At 68.9% G+C, this 15,641-nt stretch carries 13 protein-coding genes; 10 read left to right on the top strand and 3 right to left on the bottom strand.

Annotation, left to right across the window (positions count from 1 at the left end; genetic code table 11):
- Window positions 1-3: 3 nt before the first annotated feature.
- Genes VF106_RS01130 through VF106_RS01110 form a run of 5 tightly spaced genes read left to right on the top strand, consistent with a single transcriptional unit; the run spans window position 4 to window position 5,179 of the window.
- Window positions 4-1,242, top strand: coding sequence for an ABC transporter substrate-binding protein (locus VF106_RS01130; RefSeq protein ID WP_330837622.1), 1,239 nt, complete (start codon window positions 4-6; stop codon window positions 1,240-1,242).
- 5 nt (window positions 1,243-1,247) lie between these two features.
- Window positions 1,248-2,201 carry a carbohydrate ABC transporter permease gene (locus VF106_RS01125; protein WP_330837621.1) on the top strand — a complete coding sequence of 318 codons (954 nt, stop codon included), beginning with the start codon at window positions 1,248-1,250 and terminating at the stop codon, window positions 2,199-2,201.
- A complete protein-coding gene (locus VF106_RS01120; protein ID WP_330837620.1) occupies window positions 2,198-2,980 on the top strand; it encodes a carbohydrate ABC transporter permease in 783 nt (260 codons plus the stop codon). The genes VF106_RS01125 and VF106_RS01120 overlap by 4 nt, the downstream gene beginning before the upstream one ends.
- 10 nt (window positions 2,981-2,990) lie before the next feature.
- On the top strand, window positions 2,991-4,313 hold the full coding sequence (locus VF106_RS01115) for a DUF6055 domain-containing protein (RefSeq protein WP_330837619.1): 1,323 nt from the start codon (window positions 2,991-2,993) through the stop codon (window positions 4,311-4,313).
- 20 nt (window positions 4,314-4,333) lie between these two features.
- Window positions 4,334-5,179, top strand: a complete 846-nt coding sequence (locus tag VF106_RS01110) for a hypothetical protein (RefSeq protein WP_330837618.1) — start codon at window positions 4,334-4,336, stop codon at window positions 5,177-5,179.
- Between the two features lie 35 nt (window positions 5,180-5,214).
- Here the strand turns inward: VF106_RS01110 and VF106_RS01105 are convergent, their stop codons facing one another.
- Window positions 5,215-5,913, bottom strand: coding sequence for a hypothetical protein (locus tag VF106_RS01105; protein WP_330837617.1), 699 nt, complete (start codon window positions 5,911-5,913; stop codon window positions 5,215-5,217).
- Between the two features lie 180 nt (window positions 5,914-6,093).
- Between VF106_RS01105 and VF106_RS01100 the strand changes: the two genes are divergently transcribed.
- A complete protein-coding gene (locus VF106_RS01100; RefSeq protein ID WP_330837616.1) occupies window positions 6,094-6,888 on the top strand; it encodes an ABC transporter permease in 795 nt (264 codons plus the stop codon).
- Window positions 6,888-7,691 carry an ABC transporter permease gene (locus tag VF106_RS01095; protein ID WP_330837771.1) on the top strand — a complete coding sequence of 268 codons (804 nt, stop codon included), beginning with the start codon at window positions 6,888-6,890 and terminating at the stop codon, window positions 7,689-7,691. The genes VF106_RS01100 and VF106_RS01095 overlap by 1 nt, the downstream gene beginning before the upstream one ends.
- Window positions 7,692-7,710: 19 nt before the next feature.
- On the opposite strand, the gene VF106_RS01090 is transcribed toward VF106_RS01095, so the two are convergent.
- Window positions 7,711-8,121: a DoxX family membrane protein gene (locus VF106_RS01090; protein WP_330837615.1), complete on the bottom strand. Its 411-nt coding sequence runs from the start codon at window positions 8,119-8,121 to the stop codon at window positions 7,711-7,713.
- Window positions 8,122-8,215: 94 nt separating this feature from the next.
- Between VF106_RS01090 and VF106_RS01085 the strand changes: the two genes are divergently transcribed.
- Window positions 8,216-10,135: a TIGR03960 family B12-binding radical SAM protein gene (locus VF106_RS01085; protein ID WP_330837614.1), complete on the top strand. Its 1,920-nt coding sequence runs from the start codon at window positions 8,216-8,218 to the stop codon at window positions 10,133-10,135.
- Between the two features lie 150 nt (window positions 10,136-10,285).
- On the opposite strand, the gene VF106_RS01080 is transcribed toward VF106_RS01085, so the two are convergent.
- Entirely contained in the window at window positions 10,286-11,731 is a 1,446-nt protein-coding gene (locus VF106_RS01080; RefSeq protein WP_330837613.1) for a S8 family peptidase, read from the bottom strand.
- Window positions 11,732-11,934: 203 nt separating this feature from the next.
- Here VF106_RS01080 and VF106_RS01075 point away from each other — a divergent pair, with 203 nt between their 5' ends.
- A complete protein-coding gene (locus VF106_RS01075) occupies window positions 11,935-12,714 on the top strand; it encodes a TIGR03936 family radical SAM-associated protein (protein WP_330837770.1) in 780 nt (259 codons plus the stop codon).
- A gap of 227 nt (window positions 12,715-12,941) precedes the next feature.
- The coding region (locus tag VF106_RS01070; protein ID WP_330837612.1) for an Rne/Rng family ribonuclease at window positions 12,942-15,641 on the top strand (2,700 nt) is incomplete at its 3' end.

The following is a 15,641-nucleotide window of genomic DNA, read 5'->3' as shown; positions in this document are numbered from 1 at the left end:
ACAATGAGAATGCGTGCGGCGTCGGCCGTACTGTTACTCGGCCTTGCCACGGCCTGTGGCAGCGACTCCGGCGACAGCGGTCCGGTCACGCTGACGCTGTGGACGCGTGCCGCCACCGAGGCCGTGTCCAAGGCCTACGCGGAGGAGTACAACAAGACCCACGACACCAAGGTCGAGGTCACGGCATTCCCGAACGAGGAGTACCCGGCCAAGCTCGCGTCGTCCGCACGGTCACTGCCCGACCTGTTCGCCGCGGACGTCGTGTTCGCCCCGCAGTACGCCGCCCAGGGCCTGTGGTTGGACATCACCGACCGGTTCGAGGCGTTCGACGCGCACGACCAGGTCGCGCCGGCACACGTCCGGGCCGGCACCTGGGAAGACCGCAACTACGCGGTGCCACACACCATCGACATGTCGGTGATGCTCTACAACAAGGACCTCTACACCCAGGCCGGTCTCGACCCGGACAAGCCACCGACGACGCTGGCCGAGTTCGCCGAGCACGCGCGGGCCATCGACAAGCTCGGCGGGGAGGTCAACGGCACGTACTTCGGCGGCAACTGCGGCGGGTGCGTCGAGTTCACGTTCTGGCCGTCGGTGTGGGCGGCAGGCGGGGACGTGCTCGACGACGACGGTCAGAACGCCACGGTCGACTCGCCGGAGATGGGCGAGGTCTTCGCGCTGTACCGCCAACTCTACGAGGAGGGCGTCGCGGCACCGGCCTCGAAGGACGAGGCCGGCCCGACCTGGCTCGGCGCGTTGCAGAACGGCACGATCGGCATCGCCCCCGGCCCGTCGGTGTGGCTGGGTCTCATCGAGGAGCAGTCCGACATCGAGATGGGCGTCGCGCCGATCCCGGGCGTCGACGGCGGCGAGTCCACGTTCGTCGGTGGTGACGCCATCGGCATCGGCGCCACCAGCGAGCACGCCGACCAGGCATGGGACTTCCTGGAATGGACCATGTCCGAGGAGGCGCAGGTCGAGGTCATCGCGAAGAACAAGGGTGTGCCGACGCGAACCGACCTCGCGGAGAACGAGCACTCGAAAGCGGATCCACGCATCGTGACCGTCAACAGCCTGATGGCCAAGGGAAAGACGCCGTACGCGCGGAACTTCAACGCCTCGTTCAACGACCCGCAGAGCCCGTGGCTGGAGACCGTTCGTGGCGCGTTGTTCGGTGACGCGGACAAGGCGCTGTCGGACGGCAACACGGCGATCACCGAGTCGTTGCGGCAGGGATAGGACGCATGGCCCGACCACTGGTGGCAACGAAGCCACCCCAGGACTCCACTGTGGACGAGACAGTGGAGGCGCCCCGGCGCCGCCGACTCGGACGGCGCCGGGCGCTTCAGGGGTGGCTGTACGCGTCCCCGACGGCCCTCATGGTCGGGCTGTTCTTCCTGGTGCCGCTCGTGCTCGTCGGGTGGATGTCCCTGCATCGCTGGCCGCTGCTGGGCGAACCCGAGCTGAACTTCCCCGACAACTACGCGGGCGTCGCGGACAACGACCTGATCGCCGACGCCGCCTGGTTCACCGCCAAGTACACGGTGGTGATCACCGTGCTGCTGTTCGTGCTGGCGTTCGGGCTGGCGCTGCTCGTGCAGCGGCGCCGGCGCGGCGTCGGCTTCTTCCGCACCGCGTTCATCCTGCCGATGGCAGTGGGTTTCGCGAGCGCGTCGCTGCTGTTCCTCGGCATGCTGAGCGACGAGATCGGCCCGATCAACAAGTTCGTTGCCTCACTCGGGCTGATCGACGGCTACACCTCGTGGACGAGCGGCAGCCCGAACTCCGCGCTCGGCTCCGCCATTCTCCTGGTGCTGTGGCGGTTCGCCGGCTTCATGATGCTGATCCTCCTGACCGGACTGCAGGCCATCCCGCTGGAGCTGTACGAGGCGGCCCGGGTGGACGGCGCGAGCCGCTGGCAGACGTTCCGGCAGGTCACGCTGCCGCTGATGCGACCGACAATCGCGCTCGTACTCACCCTGATGATCACCGGTTCGCTGCTCGCCTTCGACCAGTTCTGGATCCTCACTCGTGGTGGTCCGGACAACAGCACCACGTCGCTGGTCATGGTGATCTACCGCGAGGCGTTCGTCCGGCTCGACCTCGGCTCGGCGGCCGGCATCTCCGTGTTGTTGTTGCTGGTACTGGTCGTGTTCAACGTCGTGCAACTCGGCGTGCTGCGCAGGAGGTCCAGATGATCAATCGGATCACCGGCGCGGCGCTCGCGATCCTCTTCCTGTTCCCGCTGCTGTGGAGCGGCTGGGCGTCCGTGCGCACTGACTCCGGGTTCGGCTTCGAGAACTACACCCGGCTGTTCACAGAGGACGGCGGCATCGGCTTCCAGCAGATCTGGAACAGTGTCGTGGTGTCCGCGCTGACCGTCGCCGGAACCCTTCTCGTGTCCACACTGGGCGGTTACGCGTTCGGCCGGTTCCGCTTCCCCGGTCGGGACGTTCTCTTCCTGCTGACGCTCGCGATCCTCATGGTGCCCTACGCCACCATCCTCATCGCGCTGTACGTCCTGCTCGGCTGGCTCGGCCTCGACGACTCGCTGGTCGGGCTGTCGCTGGTGCTCATCATGTTCCAGCTGCCGTTCTCGCTCTTCATGATGCGCAACTCCTTCGAAGCCATACCGAAGGAACTGGAGGAGTCCGCGCTCGTCGACGGCTGTACCACCTTCACCGCGTTGACCAGGATCCTGCTGCGTGTCGTGCGGCCGGGCCTGGTCACCGTCTCACTCTTCGCGTTCCTGGTCTCCTGGAACGAGTTCTTCGCGCCACTGATACTGCTCAACTCGACCGACCAGTTCACCATGACGCTTGCCGTGGTGAACATGCGCACTGCCACTCACGGTTCGATCGACTACGCCGCGCTGGAGGCGGGCGTAGTGGTCATGGCCGTGCCGTGCCTGCTGCTGTTCGCGTTCATGCAGCGGAGCTACGTGCGCGGCTTCATGTCGGGGGCTCTCAGGGGGTGAAGGAGTTGCTATGCGCAGATTGTTCGTCCTGTTGTGTCTGGTGGTGGTCGGCGTCGCCGCCGGACCACTGCCGGCCGCGCACGCGTTGGCCAAACAGAGCCGCGTCCCGCGGTTCATCACCGACGCCGGCGCGTACACCGGTAACTTCCGCGAGTCGACCAACTTCGTGGTCCGCTGGGGCGACGCGGTCGACGTCATCCAGTGGGCGCGGGTCAACCGCGGCATCAACGACTATCCGGCCTACGTACTCGACAAGATGGAGAGAACCTACGAGTACTACAAGAACGTCGCCGGTTTCCACGACCCGGACAGCCTTTCGCCTGGCAAGGACTACCGGATCAACGTGTACCTGTGCGGCAGCTGGCGGAACAACTTCCTGCCGCCGGCGAACTGGGCGGGCACCGACGAGATAGGCGTCGGCCACATCTGCCTGCCGTACGACAAGTTCTGGGACGACTGGGTCGAGTCCCACGAGTACAACCACGTCCTGCAGGCGTACGCGAGCCAGCGCAACCGGCAGAACGGCTTCGGTGGCGGCTTCGGCTACGGCAACCCCAACGCCGGCCGCTTCTGGGAGGCGCACGGCAACTTCATGGCCCGCATGCGGCGCCCGGAGGTCGTGATCGGCTCGGGGTACTTCGGCAGCCGGCACCACTACCGGTGGCTCGACCAGATGACCTACTACGGCGACTGGTTGCTGCTCAACAAGCTCCGCGACACCTACGGCCTCCAGCAGATCCACCGGCTGTGGTACGAGGCACGCAACGGCGAGCACCCGATCCAGGCCATCAAACGCCTGTACGGGCTCAACCACACGCAGTTCGCCGAGCTGATCGGCGACTACGCGCGGCGCAACGTCGTCTACGACTACAGCGACGGAGCCCGGATCCGCAGCGACATCTGGCGCAACGGCGGGAACTACCGACCTGCCTACACGGTCTCCCTGGAGACGGTGAACCAGGGCAACGGTGACTACCGCATCCCCAACTCGAAGTCGCCGCAGCAGTACGGCTACAACCTGATCCAGCTGAACCCGACGCAGTCGGGCGGCCAGGTGACCGTGCGGCTCACCGGGAACGTGAACCCGAGCCTCGGTTCGGACTGGCGGTTCAGCCTCGTCGCCGTGCGGCCGGACTTCTCGGTGCGGTACAGCCCGCAGTTCGCCCCCAACCAGACCGCGACGTTCGCGCTGCAGTCGGGTGAGACCCACCTGATGCTCGCGGTCGCGGCCACGCCGTCGGTGCACGTCAACTATGCCGAGGGCGCGGCCATCGACAGTTTCCCCTACCAGCTCAACATCCGCGGCGCCACACCCGCGGCCGGCAACACGTGATCGGGAAAGGAGAAGACACAATGAAACGAATACTCACCATCCTCGCCGCGCTGATGTTCGTGGCCGGCACCGGAGTCGGCAACGGCACGACGGCACAGGCCGACGTGGGCATCCAAGCTTGGAACCCGCCGTCGAACCTCGTGACGCCACTGGACCAGGTGTGGCGTCACCAGGAGAGCACCTACGGCAACCTGTACGGGTTCCGCAACTACGGCTGGGACCAGGTCATGGCCAACCGCGGCTACCTCAACTTCTGCGTGCGGTGGGACTCCAACGCGAACGTGACGGCGGCGCAGCGCGACCAGATCCACGCCGCACTCACCCGCCAGGCGACCAAGTGGATGAACATGATGCTGGACAACGGCCAGCGATGGGAGAACTGGCCGTACCAGACCGTGCCGATCAAGGTCGTCGGCTGGGCGGTGCGGAACCGCTCCCAGCTACAGTGGACGGACAACTCGGTCGACATCTATGTCAACGACATCAACGAGAACGCGCCGCAGTGTTCCCGGGCGTGTGGCCGGTTCTTCCACCAGGACGGCAACTACTCGCAGTGCCCCGGCGGCGTGGCGCGGCACTACGACCAGTCGCTGTGGCTGACCTCCGGTTTCGGTGGCGGTGCCGGTGGTGACTGGGGCCAGCGGGTCGGCAGCGAGTACTTCCTGAACAACGTCAACGCCGAGAACATCCACATCTTCCTGCACGAGATGGGTCACACGTTCGGTCTGGACGACTTCTACGACTGGACGCCGACCGGCGTGTGCTGCTTCCTCATGAAGGCCGGCAGCGCGGCCCAGATCACCGAATTCGACAAGTGGATGTTCCGCGACTGGTGGCGTCACCTGAAGAGCAGGTACGGCCTCTGAGTTGATGCGCGCGTGCCCACGGCGGCGGGCACGCGCTACGTCAACAGGTCGAGCGCGGTCCGGCCGGACTGTCCACTGAGGTCCCAGTCGACCGCGCCGAGTAGCAGCGCGACCACCGCGTCGGCCAGGATGTTGGCTTCTTTCCAGCTGTGCCGGGGATGGCCGCCCGGTCGCACCCGGTAGCGGAGTACGAACCCGTCGAGCATGGCCTGCAGCACGGACGCCAGCTTCTTGAAGGTCCACTCAGGACGCAGCACGAGGTCGTGCTGGACCGACAGCGAGTGGTAGAGCCGCAGCCAGGCCCGCATGGCGGTGTGTGAGCCGGGGGCCAGTGCCTTCGCCAGGTCCGGGTGGCGGGGGAGCAGCGGGCCGAGGTGCAGCACGAGATAGCTGCGTGGGTGCTGGACCAGGCTCGTCAGCAGTTCGTCGGTGATGTCGGCGATGAGCTGCGACGTCGTCCCGTCCGTGTGTTGTCGTGGTTGCGGGATCTCGGTTTGCTCGCGCAGCAACGCGTACACGACCGCGTCGGCGAGGAAGTCCCCGCGCGTCGGCCACCGGCTGAAGAACGCCCGGCGCCGCGCGGCCTCGCCGTTCCACGACGGCGCGAGGCGGATGACGTCGTCGGTACGCAGCCACTCCAGCGCCACCGGGAAGCTGATGTGACCGAGTCGTTGTGACTGGTCCGGGCCGATCGGTTCCGCCTGCAGGTAGGCGTCCATGAGATCGGCTGCCACGGAAAGGAAGCCCACTGCCGTCGTGTCATGACGGGATGGGCGCGCTCGCAGAACCAACCCTGTTGGCCTTTCGTCCATGGCGAAACCAAGAGAATATTGCCCTACGGCAACGGAAAAGGCTGCCCGGCGAAAGAGTGAAGCTCGCGCGCCGATTGTCGCGGAATGTGTTTACCATCGGTTATGTCCGGCGGACGTGTCGTCTCCCCGGTGCACGCGATGCTGATCGTCGTCGAGGGGACGTGGACCTGGTATCGGCGTAACTGGCGCGCGACCGTGGTCTCCAGCGTCGTCCAGCCGGTGCTGTTCCTGCTGGCGCTGGGTTTCGGCCTCGGCTCGCAGGTACGGCCGACCGAGGCGACCGGCGGGCTGAGCTACGTCGTGTACCTCGCGCCCGCGCTGCTCGTCGCCACGTCCGTGCAGATCGCCGCGTTCGAGTCGACCTACCCGGTGCTCTCCGCGTTCAAGTGGCAGCAGACCTACCTCGGCATCGCCGCCTCACCCATCACGCCCGGCCAGATCTTCGGGGGTCACCTGATGTGGGTGGCACTGCGACTCGGCGTGTCCGGTGCGGCCTACCTGGTGGTCGCAGCGCTGCTTGGCGCGCTCACGAGCGTCGGGGTGGTCGTGTCGCTCCTGGCGTCCGTGCTCACCGGGCTCGCGATGTCCGCGCCCGTCGCCGCCTACTCCGCCACCCTGGAGACCGAGGGGCAGCAGTTCAGCGCGCTGTTCCGGTTCGTCGTCATGCCGATGACGCTTTTCGCCGGCACGTTCTTTCCGGTCGAGCAGCTACCGACCGTGCTGCGACCGTTCGCCTGGGTGACGCCGCTGTGGCACGGCACCGAGCTCGGCCGCGGTGCCGCGTTCGGCGGGCTGTCGCCGCTGGCCGCGCTGGGACACACGGCGTTCCTGCTGGCCGTGGTCGGTGTCGGCACGTGGTTCGGTGTCCGGACCTTCTCAAGAAGGCTGGCCGCGTGATGGCCGGGTTGTTGCTGCGGGTACTGCCGACCGGGATGTACGTCGGCCGGTCGCGGGTGCTGGTCGAGCGGGCGCTGCTGGTGAACCGGCGGGCCTGGCTCACGATCGTGTCCGGGTTCTGCGAGCCGCTGTTCTACCTGTTCGCCATGGGCATCGGGTTCGGCGCGCTGGTGGGGGACGTGGTCGGTCAGGGTGGCCGGACGGTCAGCTACGTCGAGTTCGTCGCGCCGGCTCTGCTGGCCGCCTCCGCCATGAACGGCGCCGTGTACGACGCGACGTTCAACATCTTCTTCAAGTTCAAGTACGCCAAGCTCTACGACGCGATGCTGGCGACCCCGCTCGGCCCGATCGACGTGGCCATCGGCGAGATCGCGTGGGCACTGTTGCGGGGCGGCCTGTACGCGGCCGGCTTCCTCACCGTGATGGTGGCGATGGGGCTGGTGGCGTCGGCGTGGGTGATCCTCGCGCTGCCGGCCGCGCTGCTGGTGGCGTTCGCGTTCGCCGCGATCGGCATGGCGTGCACGACGTTCATGCGGTCCTGGCAGGACTTCGACCTCGTCCAGCTCGCGCTGATGCCGATGTTCCTGTTCTCCACGACGTTCTTCCCGCTGACCGTCTACCCGCCGGTCATCCAGGAGGTGGTGCGCTGCCTTCCGCTGTACCACGCGATCGAGCTGATGCGGCAGCTGCGCTCCGGAGTGGTGGACGTGGGGATGCTGGGCCACGTGGCGTACTTCGTGGTGATGGCCGGCCTGGGTGTGGTGGTCGCGGCTCGCCGGTTGGGGGTCCTGCTGCTCCGATGAGCAGCAGGACCCGTGGTGCTCAGAACAGGGGATCGGTGATCGTGATGCCGAGTCGCGCGCCGAAACCGGCGTAGAGCGCGAAGAGGAGCAGAGCGGCGCCGGCGAGTGCGATGTCCTTCTGGAACTGGATCATCTCGGTCTGCTTGGCCATCGCGTCCGTCTCCTTCCAGAACGGATGCATCAGGACCGCGGTGGGGACCAGGAACACGACGAGGAGGAGCGCGCCGAGGTCCATCCAGAGCCCGAGCAGCACCAGCAGACCGCCGACGAGGATCAGCACACCGCTGCCGAGCACGGCGATCTTGGCCTGCGGCACACCCTTGGAAGAGGCGTACCCGGTCATCGCCGCCGCCTGGGAGAGGTGGCCGAACGCCGACCCGAGGAACAGCGAAGCGAAGAGAATCCGACCAATGAGAGCAACCACATCCATGCCGACCTCCGTCGAAGGGAATGGTTCAGGGTTCAACTATCCCGCCGGGGGATCGCGATCGCAACACGGCTCGGGGGTTTACCCTTGGGGCACTATGAGCGTTGAGTCCGTCTTTCCCCAGCTGGAGCCGTTGCTGCCGAGGGTGTCCAAGCCGGTCCAGTACGTCGGTGGGGAGCTGAACTCCACGGTCAAGGACTGGGACACCACCACGGTGCGCTGGGCACTCATGTACCCGGACGCCTACGAGGTCGGCCTGCCCAACCAGGGCGTCATGATCCTGTACGAGGTGCTCAACGAGCTGCCCGACGTGCTGGCCGAGCGCACCTACGCGGTGTGGCCGGACCTCGAGAAGCTCATGCGCGAACACGGCGTGCCGCAGTTCACGGTGGACGCCCACCGCCCCCTCGGCGCGTTCGACCTGGTCGGCGTCAGCTTCTCGACCGAACTCGGCTACACGAACCTGCTCACCGCGCTTGACCTGGCCGGCATCCCGCTGCACGCCACCGACCGCGGCGACGAGCACCCGCTGATCATCGCCGGCGGTCACGCGGCCTTCAACCCGGAGCCGATCGCCGACTTCGTCGACGCGGCCGTGCTCGGCGACGGCGAGGAGGCCGTCCTCGAGATCACCGACCTCGTGCGTGCCTGGAAGCAGGAGGGGCGCCCGGGTGGTCGCGACGAGCTGCTGACCCGCCTGGCCGAGACCGGCGGCGTGTACGTGCCGAAGTTCTACGACGTCAGCTATGACGATGGCGCCCTGAACCCGGTGGTCCCCAACCGCGACCGCGTCCCGGCGACCGTGGCCAAGCGCACCACGATGGACCTCGACGCATGGCCGTACCCGAAGAAGCCGCTGGTGCCCCTCGCGGAGAGCGTGCACGAGCGGATGAGTGTGGAGATCTTCCGCGGCTGCACCCGTGGTTGCCGCTTCTGTCAGGCCGGCATGATCACGCGACCCGTGCGTGAGCGTTCCATCCAGGGCATCGGCGAGATGGTCCACAACGGACTGGAGGCGAGCGGCTTCGAGGAGGTCGGCCTGCTGTCCCTGTCCAGCGCGGACCACTCGGAGATCGCGGAGATCACCAAGGGCCTCGCGGATCGTTACGAGGGCACGAACACGGGCCTGTCGCTGCCGTCCACGCGCGTTGACGCGTTCAACATCGACCTGGCGAACGAGCTGTCCCGCAACGGCCGCCGCTCGGGTCTGACGTTCGCGCCGGAGGGCGGCAGCGAGCGGATCCGACGTGTCATCAACAAGACCGTGTCCGAAGAGGACCTGATCCGGACGGTCAGCGCCGCGTACGCCAACGGCTGGCGGCAGGTGAAGCTGTACTTCATGTGCGGCCTGCCGACCGAGACCGACGACGACGTGCTGCAGATCGCGAAGATGGCGCAGGAGGTCATCCGTGCGGGCCGCAAAGCCAGTGGCCGCAAGGACATCCGCTGCACCGTGTCCATCGGTGGGTTCGTCCCCAAGCCACACACCCCGTTCCAGTGGGCGGCGCAGTGCGACCCGGACACCGTGGACGACCGCCTTCGCAAGCTGCGGGACGCGGTGAACTCGGACCGTGGCCTCGGCCGCAACATCGGCATGCGTTACCACGACGGCAAGCCGAGCCTCATCGAAGGCCTGCTGTCCCGCGGCGACCGCCGGGTGGGTCGGGTGATCGAACGCGTGTGGCGCGAGGGTGGCCGCTTCGACGGCTGGAGCGAGCACTTCTCCTACGAGCGCTGGACGTCGGCCGCCGAGGCTGAGCTGGAGCCGCTGGGCGTGAGCGTGGCGTGGTTCACCACCCGCGAACGCACCGAGGACGAGGTCCTCCCGTGGGACCACCTCGACTCGGGCCTTGACAAGCAGTGGCTGTGGGACGACTGGCAGGACGCCCTGTCCGAACAGGAACTGGACGACTGCCGCTGGACCCCCTGCTTCGACTGCGGCGTCTGCCCAGCCATGGGCACCGACATAGAAATCGGCCCGACAAACAAGAAGCTACTCCCCCTGACCCCGGCCTAACCCTCCGCGAGTCGCGCGTTGGGCCCCCGCGAGTCGCGCTTTCGGCCCCTGCGAGTTGCGTTTTCGTGTACGCCCGGGTGTTCCCGAAAACGTAACTCGGGGGTGCTGAACGCGAGACTCGCCGGGGCTGAACGCGAGACTCGCGGCGCGTCAGTTCTCGCTGACCGCGGCCGTGGCGTCGACCAGGCCGTGCCCGTAGAACCCGTTGTACGGCTCGTAGCCCGTGCAGTAGGCGTCCTGCGCGCCGGTGCCGTCCAGGTCGTAGTCCGCGGGACACGGCAGCGGCTCGGCCTGCTCGGTGAGCATCTTCGTGAGCGTCTGCGGCGTCGCGTCCGGGTGCTCGGAGGCGAGCAACGCGGCCACCCCGGTCACGTGCGGTGCCGCCATCGACGTGCCGCACAGGCTGTCGTAACCACCCGGCACGGTCGACAGCACGCAGGAGTCCTCCTCCTGCTTGCCGCCGGACGGGTCGTAGGCCTTCGGCTTGGTCTCGCCCCCGGGAGCGGCCACGTCGACCACGCCGAGCCCGTAGGAGCTGTAGCTCGCCTTCAGCTCGGTGCGGCCCACCGCGGACACCGCGACCACGCCACGGAGACCGGCCGGCAGCACCCCGCAGCTGTCGTCGAGCGTGCGCCGGCCCGACGTGACGGGGTCGTCCGCCGTCCGCCCACTCGGGTCGGCCAGGTCGGCGCCCTCGTTGGTCGCCGCGGCGACGGTCAGCACGCCGTGCTGCGTGGCGTTGTCCACCGCCCGCCGGATCGACTCGTACACCACGTGCTCGCTGCCCCGGTCGCACGTCATGAGCCACGGGTCCACGAAGTAGCTGTTGTTGGTCACTTTCATGCCGTTGGCGGTGGCCCACATCAACCCGCACACCGCGTACTCCGGGAAGATGTAACCGTCGTCGTCGACCACCTTGACCGACGCGATCCGCACCCCCGGCGCCACGCCCGACGTGCCGCGCCCGTCGTCGGCCGCCGCGATCGTGCCGGCGACGTGCGTCCCGTGGGGGAACGTGGTCGGCTCCCACGCCTCGGGCGACGTGTCGGCCTTCCCGGTCAGGCACCCCGCGGACGCCGCGGGGTCCAGCGCGCCGGTGAGATCGGGGTGGTTGGGGTCCACGCCGGAGTCGAGGACGCCGACCAGCACGTCCCTGCTGCCCTGCGTGACCCGCCGCGCCCGGTCCGCGCCGATCATCGTCATGTCCCACTGCTCCGCGGCCCGGTCGGCGCCGTCCACCTCGGCGGGGTCGACGGTGACCGCTTCGCCGGCCTTGCCGGAGCCCTGCCTGCCCCGCAACTCCCGCTCGGCGCTGAACGCCCGGTCGGGGCCCAGCCGGTCGGAAAAGCTCGTGTCGGTCGAGTTGGCCACCGCGACCGCGATCTCCGGGTAGTAGACCGCCAGCACGCCGCAGGCGGCCGCGATCTCCGCGGTCGCGGCCGGCTCGCTGGTGCCGGGAGCGAAGATGACGAGGTAGCGAAGGTCCGCGCTGCTCGACGAGCACGCGTCACGCGGTGGGTCCTCGGCCTGGGCGCTCGCGTTCCCTCCGGTCGTCACGAGGGATGTCGCGAGCACCAGGGCACTGACCGCTGCCACCGGTACACGGCGCAGCAGAGGCACAGGTGACCTCCAGTTGTTGGGGATGCCGGTCCGGGGGCGCCGGCACTCCAATGTCCGGACGGTAGTCAGACAGCTGCTTTCCAGACAAGCTGGTCGGATGAATTGGCGCTGGGGGTACGGTGCCAGCATTGGTGGAGCTACACCACCGGACCGGCCGGATACCCCCAGAAGGAGTAACGCTGACCAGCGACGACCGCCCGAACCCGTCCGCCGCGCCGGTACAGAAGCTACGGCTTCGCTACGCCAAGCGCGGTCCGCTGCGGTTCACTTCACACCGTGACGTGGCCCGCGCCTTCGAGCGCGCGCTGCGCAGGGCGAAGGTGCCGATGGCGTACTCGCAGGGCTTCAACCCGCACCCGAAGATCTCGTGGATCGGCGCCGCGCCGACCGGGGTGGCGAGCGAGGCCGAGTACGTGGAGATACAGCTGGTCGAGGTGCTGGAGCCAGACGAGCTGGTGCGGAAGCTGGACTCGGCCATGCCACCCGGCATAGACCTGCTGGAGGCGGTACCGGCGACAGCGCACGACCCGCTGGCGGACCGGATGGAGGCCAGCCAGTGGCGGTTGGAGCTGCCCGGCGTGTCGCCCGACACGCTGCGCGCCGCGTTCGCCCGCCTGCTCGAGGCCGAGGTCGTCGAGGTCGAACGCCTGACCAAACACGGAATGCGCACGATGGACGCACGCTCCGCGATCGTCTCCGGCTGGGTCGAGGATGACCCGGACGAGTCTCCTTTGACCACTCCGACCGAACCGTGTGGGATACTCGTGGTGGTTGTGCGGCAGCTGACACCTGCAGTGCGACCGGACGACGTGCTGAGCGCGCTCCGCGTCGTCGCCGCTCTGGAACCGCCGGTGCCCGCGAAGGCGACCCGGATGGCCCAGGGACGGCTCGACGACTGCGGAGGTCTGTCCGACCCGCTGGCCCCGGACCGGGCCGCGCGGGCCTCGGCGTCCAGGTGACGCCCGGCGCGACGTCATGACTGACCTGCCGTGCTGGCCGGGTTCGCGCCCGGTAGGCATGGCGAGAGGCGAGGATTCCCGTTGCCGCGGCGACGGTGATTGAGGCAAACACGCTTCACCGGAGGAGCACGGTGGAGCTGGACAACGAGGCCCCTGTGCGGCCGCGTCCGAGGGAGCCGGTGTCACGGCGCCGGCCCTACGGACGCGCCCGGGGGTGAAGGAGCTAAATGTCGGATATGTCGACGCCTGCCGGAAACCCCGGCGGGGACCCCACCACACCCATTGCTGAGTCGCTGGCCGAGCTGCCGGCCCGCATCCGCGTCCACGCCCTCGCGAAGCTGCTCGGGCGTAGCAGCCGCGAGGTGCTGGCCGCTGTCACGGATCTCGGCGCCGACGGCCGCAGCGTGCAGTCGAGCATCGACCGGGAGCTGGCGCTTCGGGTCGCCGAAGCCCTCGGCGTGACCACAGAGGCCCCTGAGGCGGAGGCCGCGGACTCCGCTGGTTCGCAACCGCCGGCCGACCAGGCCGCCAGCGCGCCGGCCGCGAGCCCGGCTCAGCCCGCCGACGCGCCGCGGTCCCCGGCGTCCGAGCCCGTCGACTCGGCGCAGGATTCGCCGCGTTCCTCGGGCGCCGCCGCCCCTGCCGGCTCGGCTCAGCCCGCTCGGTCCGCGGGCAGGGCGCCCAGTTCAGCCCAGCCGTCCCGACAGGCCGGTTCGCCTCCGGCCGCCGGCTTCCAGTCGCCGGGCGGCCCCCAGACGCCCGGGTTCCGCCAGTCCGCCGGTGCCCCGCCCGCCGCGGGCATTCCCGGGTTCTCCGAGCCGAGCCGTGGGAGCGCCCCCGCTTCCGCGGAATCACCCGGTCGGGTTACCCCGCCCGCGCCGGTGTTCGCGTCCGCCTCACCGCTCTTCCTCCCGCCGGAGCCGCCCGTGGCCCCGCCTCGCCCGACCCGTCCGCCGGCAGAGCCGGAGGTCGTCGACGAGGAGGTCGAAGAGGTCGAGGACACCGAGGACACCGACGACCAGGCTGCCGAGGAGACCGACGAGGGCAGGCCGCGCCGCCGTCGTGGCCGCCGTGGCCGTGGGCGCGGCAAGGGCGGTCAGGACGACGCGACGGCCGACGAGGTCGCCGAGGACGAGCCGAAGCCCGACAAGGCGGAGAAACCGGACAGGCCCAGCAGGCGTGTCAAGGCCAAGGAGGAGCCCGAGGCCGAGGACACCGAGGAGGAGTCGGCCGAGGGTGAGGACTCGGCGACCCGCCGCCGCAGGCGCAGGCGTCGCCGCCGGGGTGGCGCCGAGGACGAGCCGAACGGCAGCCCGACCGACGACGACCCGCCGAACACGGTCGTCCACGTGCGTGAGGCCCGTGAGGCCCGCGAGGACAAGGAGAAGTCCGAGTCCGACGGTCGGGACGAGGTCCGCAGCGTGCGCGGCTCGACCCGGTTGGAGGCCAAGCGCCAGCGCCGCCGTGACGGACGCGAGGCCGGCCGCCGCCGCGCCCCGATCCTGTCCGAGGCGGAGTTCCTGGCCCGCCGCGAGGCCGTGGACCGGGCCATGGTCATCCGCGAGCGCGGCGACCGCATCCAGATCGGCGTGCTCGAGGACGGCGTGCTCGTGGAGCACTTCGTCACCACGGCCGGCAGTGGTTCCCTGGTCGGCAATGTGTACCTGGGCCGGGTCCAGAACGTGCTGCCGTCGATGGAGGCCGCGTTCGTCGACATCGGCCGGGGCCGCAACGCGGTCCTGTACGCGGGCGAGGTGGACTGGGACGCCGCCGGTCTCGAGGGCAAGGCCCGCAAGATCGAGCAGGCGCTGTCGACCGGCGACAGCGTGCTCGTGCAGGTCACGAAGGACCCCGTCGGGCACAAGGGCGCACGCCTGACCACGCAGATCTCGCTGCCGGGCCGCTTCCTCGTGTACGTCCCCGGCGGCGGCGCAACGGGCATCTCCCGCAAGCTGCCGGAGAACGAGCGCCGCCGGCTCAAGGACGTCCTCAAGCGCGTCGTGCCGGAGGACGCCGGTGTGATCATCCGCACAGCGTCCGAGGGCATCAGCGAGGAGGAGCTGGCCCGCGACGTCCGACGTCTGCAGGCGCAGTGGCAGGTCATCAAGGACAAGACCGAGGGCACGAACGGGGTCCGCAAGGTCGGCGCGCCGTCGTTGGTCTACGAGGAGCCGGACCTGCTGGTCAAGGTGGTCCGCGACCTGTTCACCGAGGACTTCTCCGCGCTGGTCATCCAGGGCGACATCGCGTGGGAGACCGTCGACGCCTACGTCCAGCACGTGGCCCCCGAGCTGGCCGACCGCCTGCGCAAGCACGTCGCCAACACGGACGTCTTCGCCGAGTACCGCATCGACGAGCAGCTGCTGAAGGCCCTGGACCGCAAGGTCTGGCTGCCCTCCGGCGGCTACCTGGTCATCGACCGCACCGAGGCGATGACCGTCATCGACGTGAACACCGGCAAGTTCACCGGCTCGGGCGGCAACCTCGAGGAGACGGTGACCAGGAACAACCTGGAGTCGGCCGAGGAGATCGTCCGGCAGCTCCGCCTGCGCGACATCGGCGGCATCATCGTCATCGACTTCATCGACATGGTCCTGGAGTCCAACCGCGACCTCGTGCTCCGCCGGCTGGTGGAGTGCCTGGGCCGCGACCGCACCCGGCACCAGGTCGCTGAGGTGACCAGCCTCGGCCTGGTCCAGATGACCCGCAAGAAGATCGGCACCGGCCTGGGGGAGGCCTTCACCACCGAGTGCCCGCACTGCCACGGCCGCGGCGTCGAGATCCACGACCTGCCGGTCGACTCCCAGCGCCAGGCCGACGGCGGCACTCGCGACTCCGGCCGTGGCGACTCCGGCCGCGGAGACTCCGGTCGCGGCGCCGGCGGGCGCCGTGGCGGCAACCAGGGCGGCGGGAACGGCGGACGGAGC

The sequence above is a fragment of the Actinophytocola sp. genome (genome assembly GCF_036378875.1).
Taxonomy (GTDB): domain Bacteria; phylum Actinomycetota; class Actinomycetes; order Mycobacteriales; family Pseudonocardiaceae; genus Actinophytocola.
Note: the sequence above shows the minus strand (reverse complement) of the source record. Positions and strands in the feature narration are given on the sequence as shown.

Coding starts and splice junctions, on each gene's coding strand:
- VF106_RS01090 (WP_330837615.1), bottom strand. CDS start 8,121: ATGGATGTGGTTGCTCTCATTGGTCGGATTCTCTTCGCTTCGCTGTTC.
- VF106_RS01130 (WP_330837622.1), top strand. CDS start 4: ATGAGAATGCGTGCGGCGTCGGCCGTACTGTTACTCGGCCTTGCCACG.
- VF106_RS01115 (WP_330837619.1), top strand. CDS start 2,991: ATGCGCAGATTGTTCGTCCTGTTGTGTCTGGTGGTGGTCGGCGTCGCC.
- VF106_RS01120 (WP_330837620.1), top strand. CDS start 2,198: ATGATCAATCGGATCACCGGCGCGGCGCTCGCGATCCTCTTCCTGTTC.
- VF106_RS01085 (WP_330837614.1), top strand. CDS start 8,216: ATGAGCGTTGAGTCCGTCTTTCCCCAGCTGGAGCCGTTGCTGCCGAGG.
- VF106_RS01100 (WP_330837616.1), top strand. CDS start 6,094: ATGTCCGGCGGACGTGTCGTCTCCCCGGTGCACGCGATGCTGATCGTC.
- VF106_RS01125 (WP_330837621.1), top strand. CDS start 1,248: ATGGCCCGACCACTGGTGGCAACGAAGCCACCCCAGGACTCCACTGTG.
- VF106_RS01110 (WP_330837618.1), top strand. CDS start 4,334: ATGAAACGAATACTCACCATCCTCGCCGCGCTGATGTTCGTGGCCGGC.
- VF106_RS01095 (WP_330837771.1), top strand. CDS start 6,888: ATGGCCGGGTTGTTGCTGCGGGTACTGCCGACCGGGATGTACGTCGGC.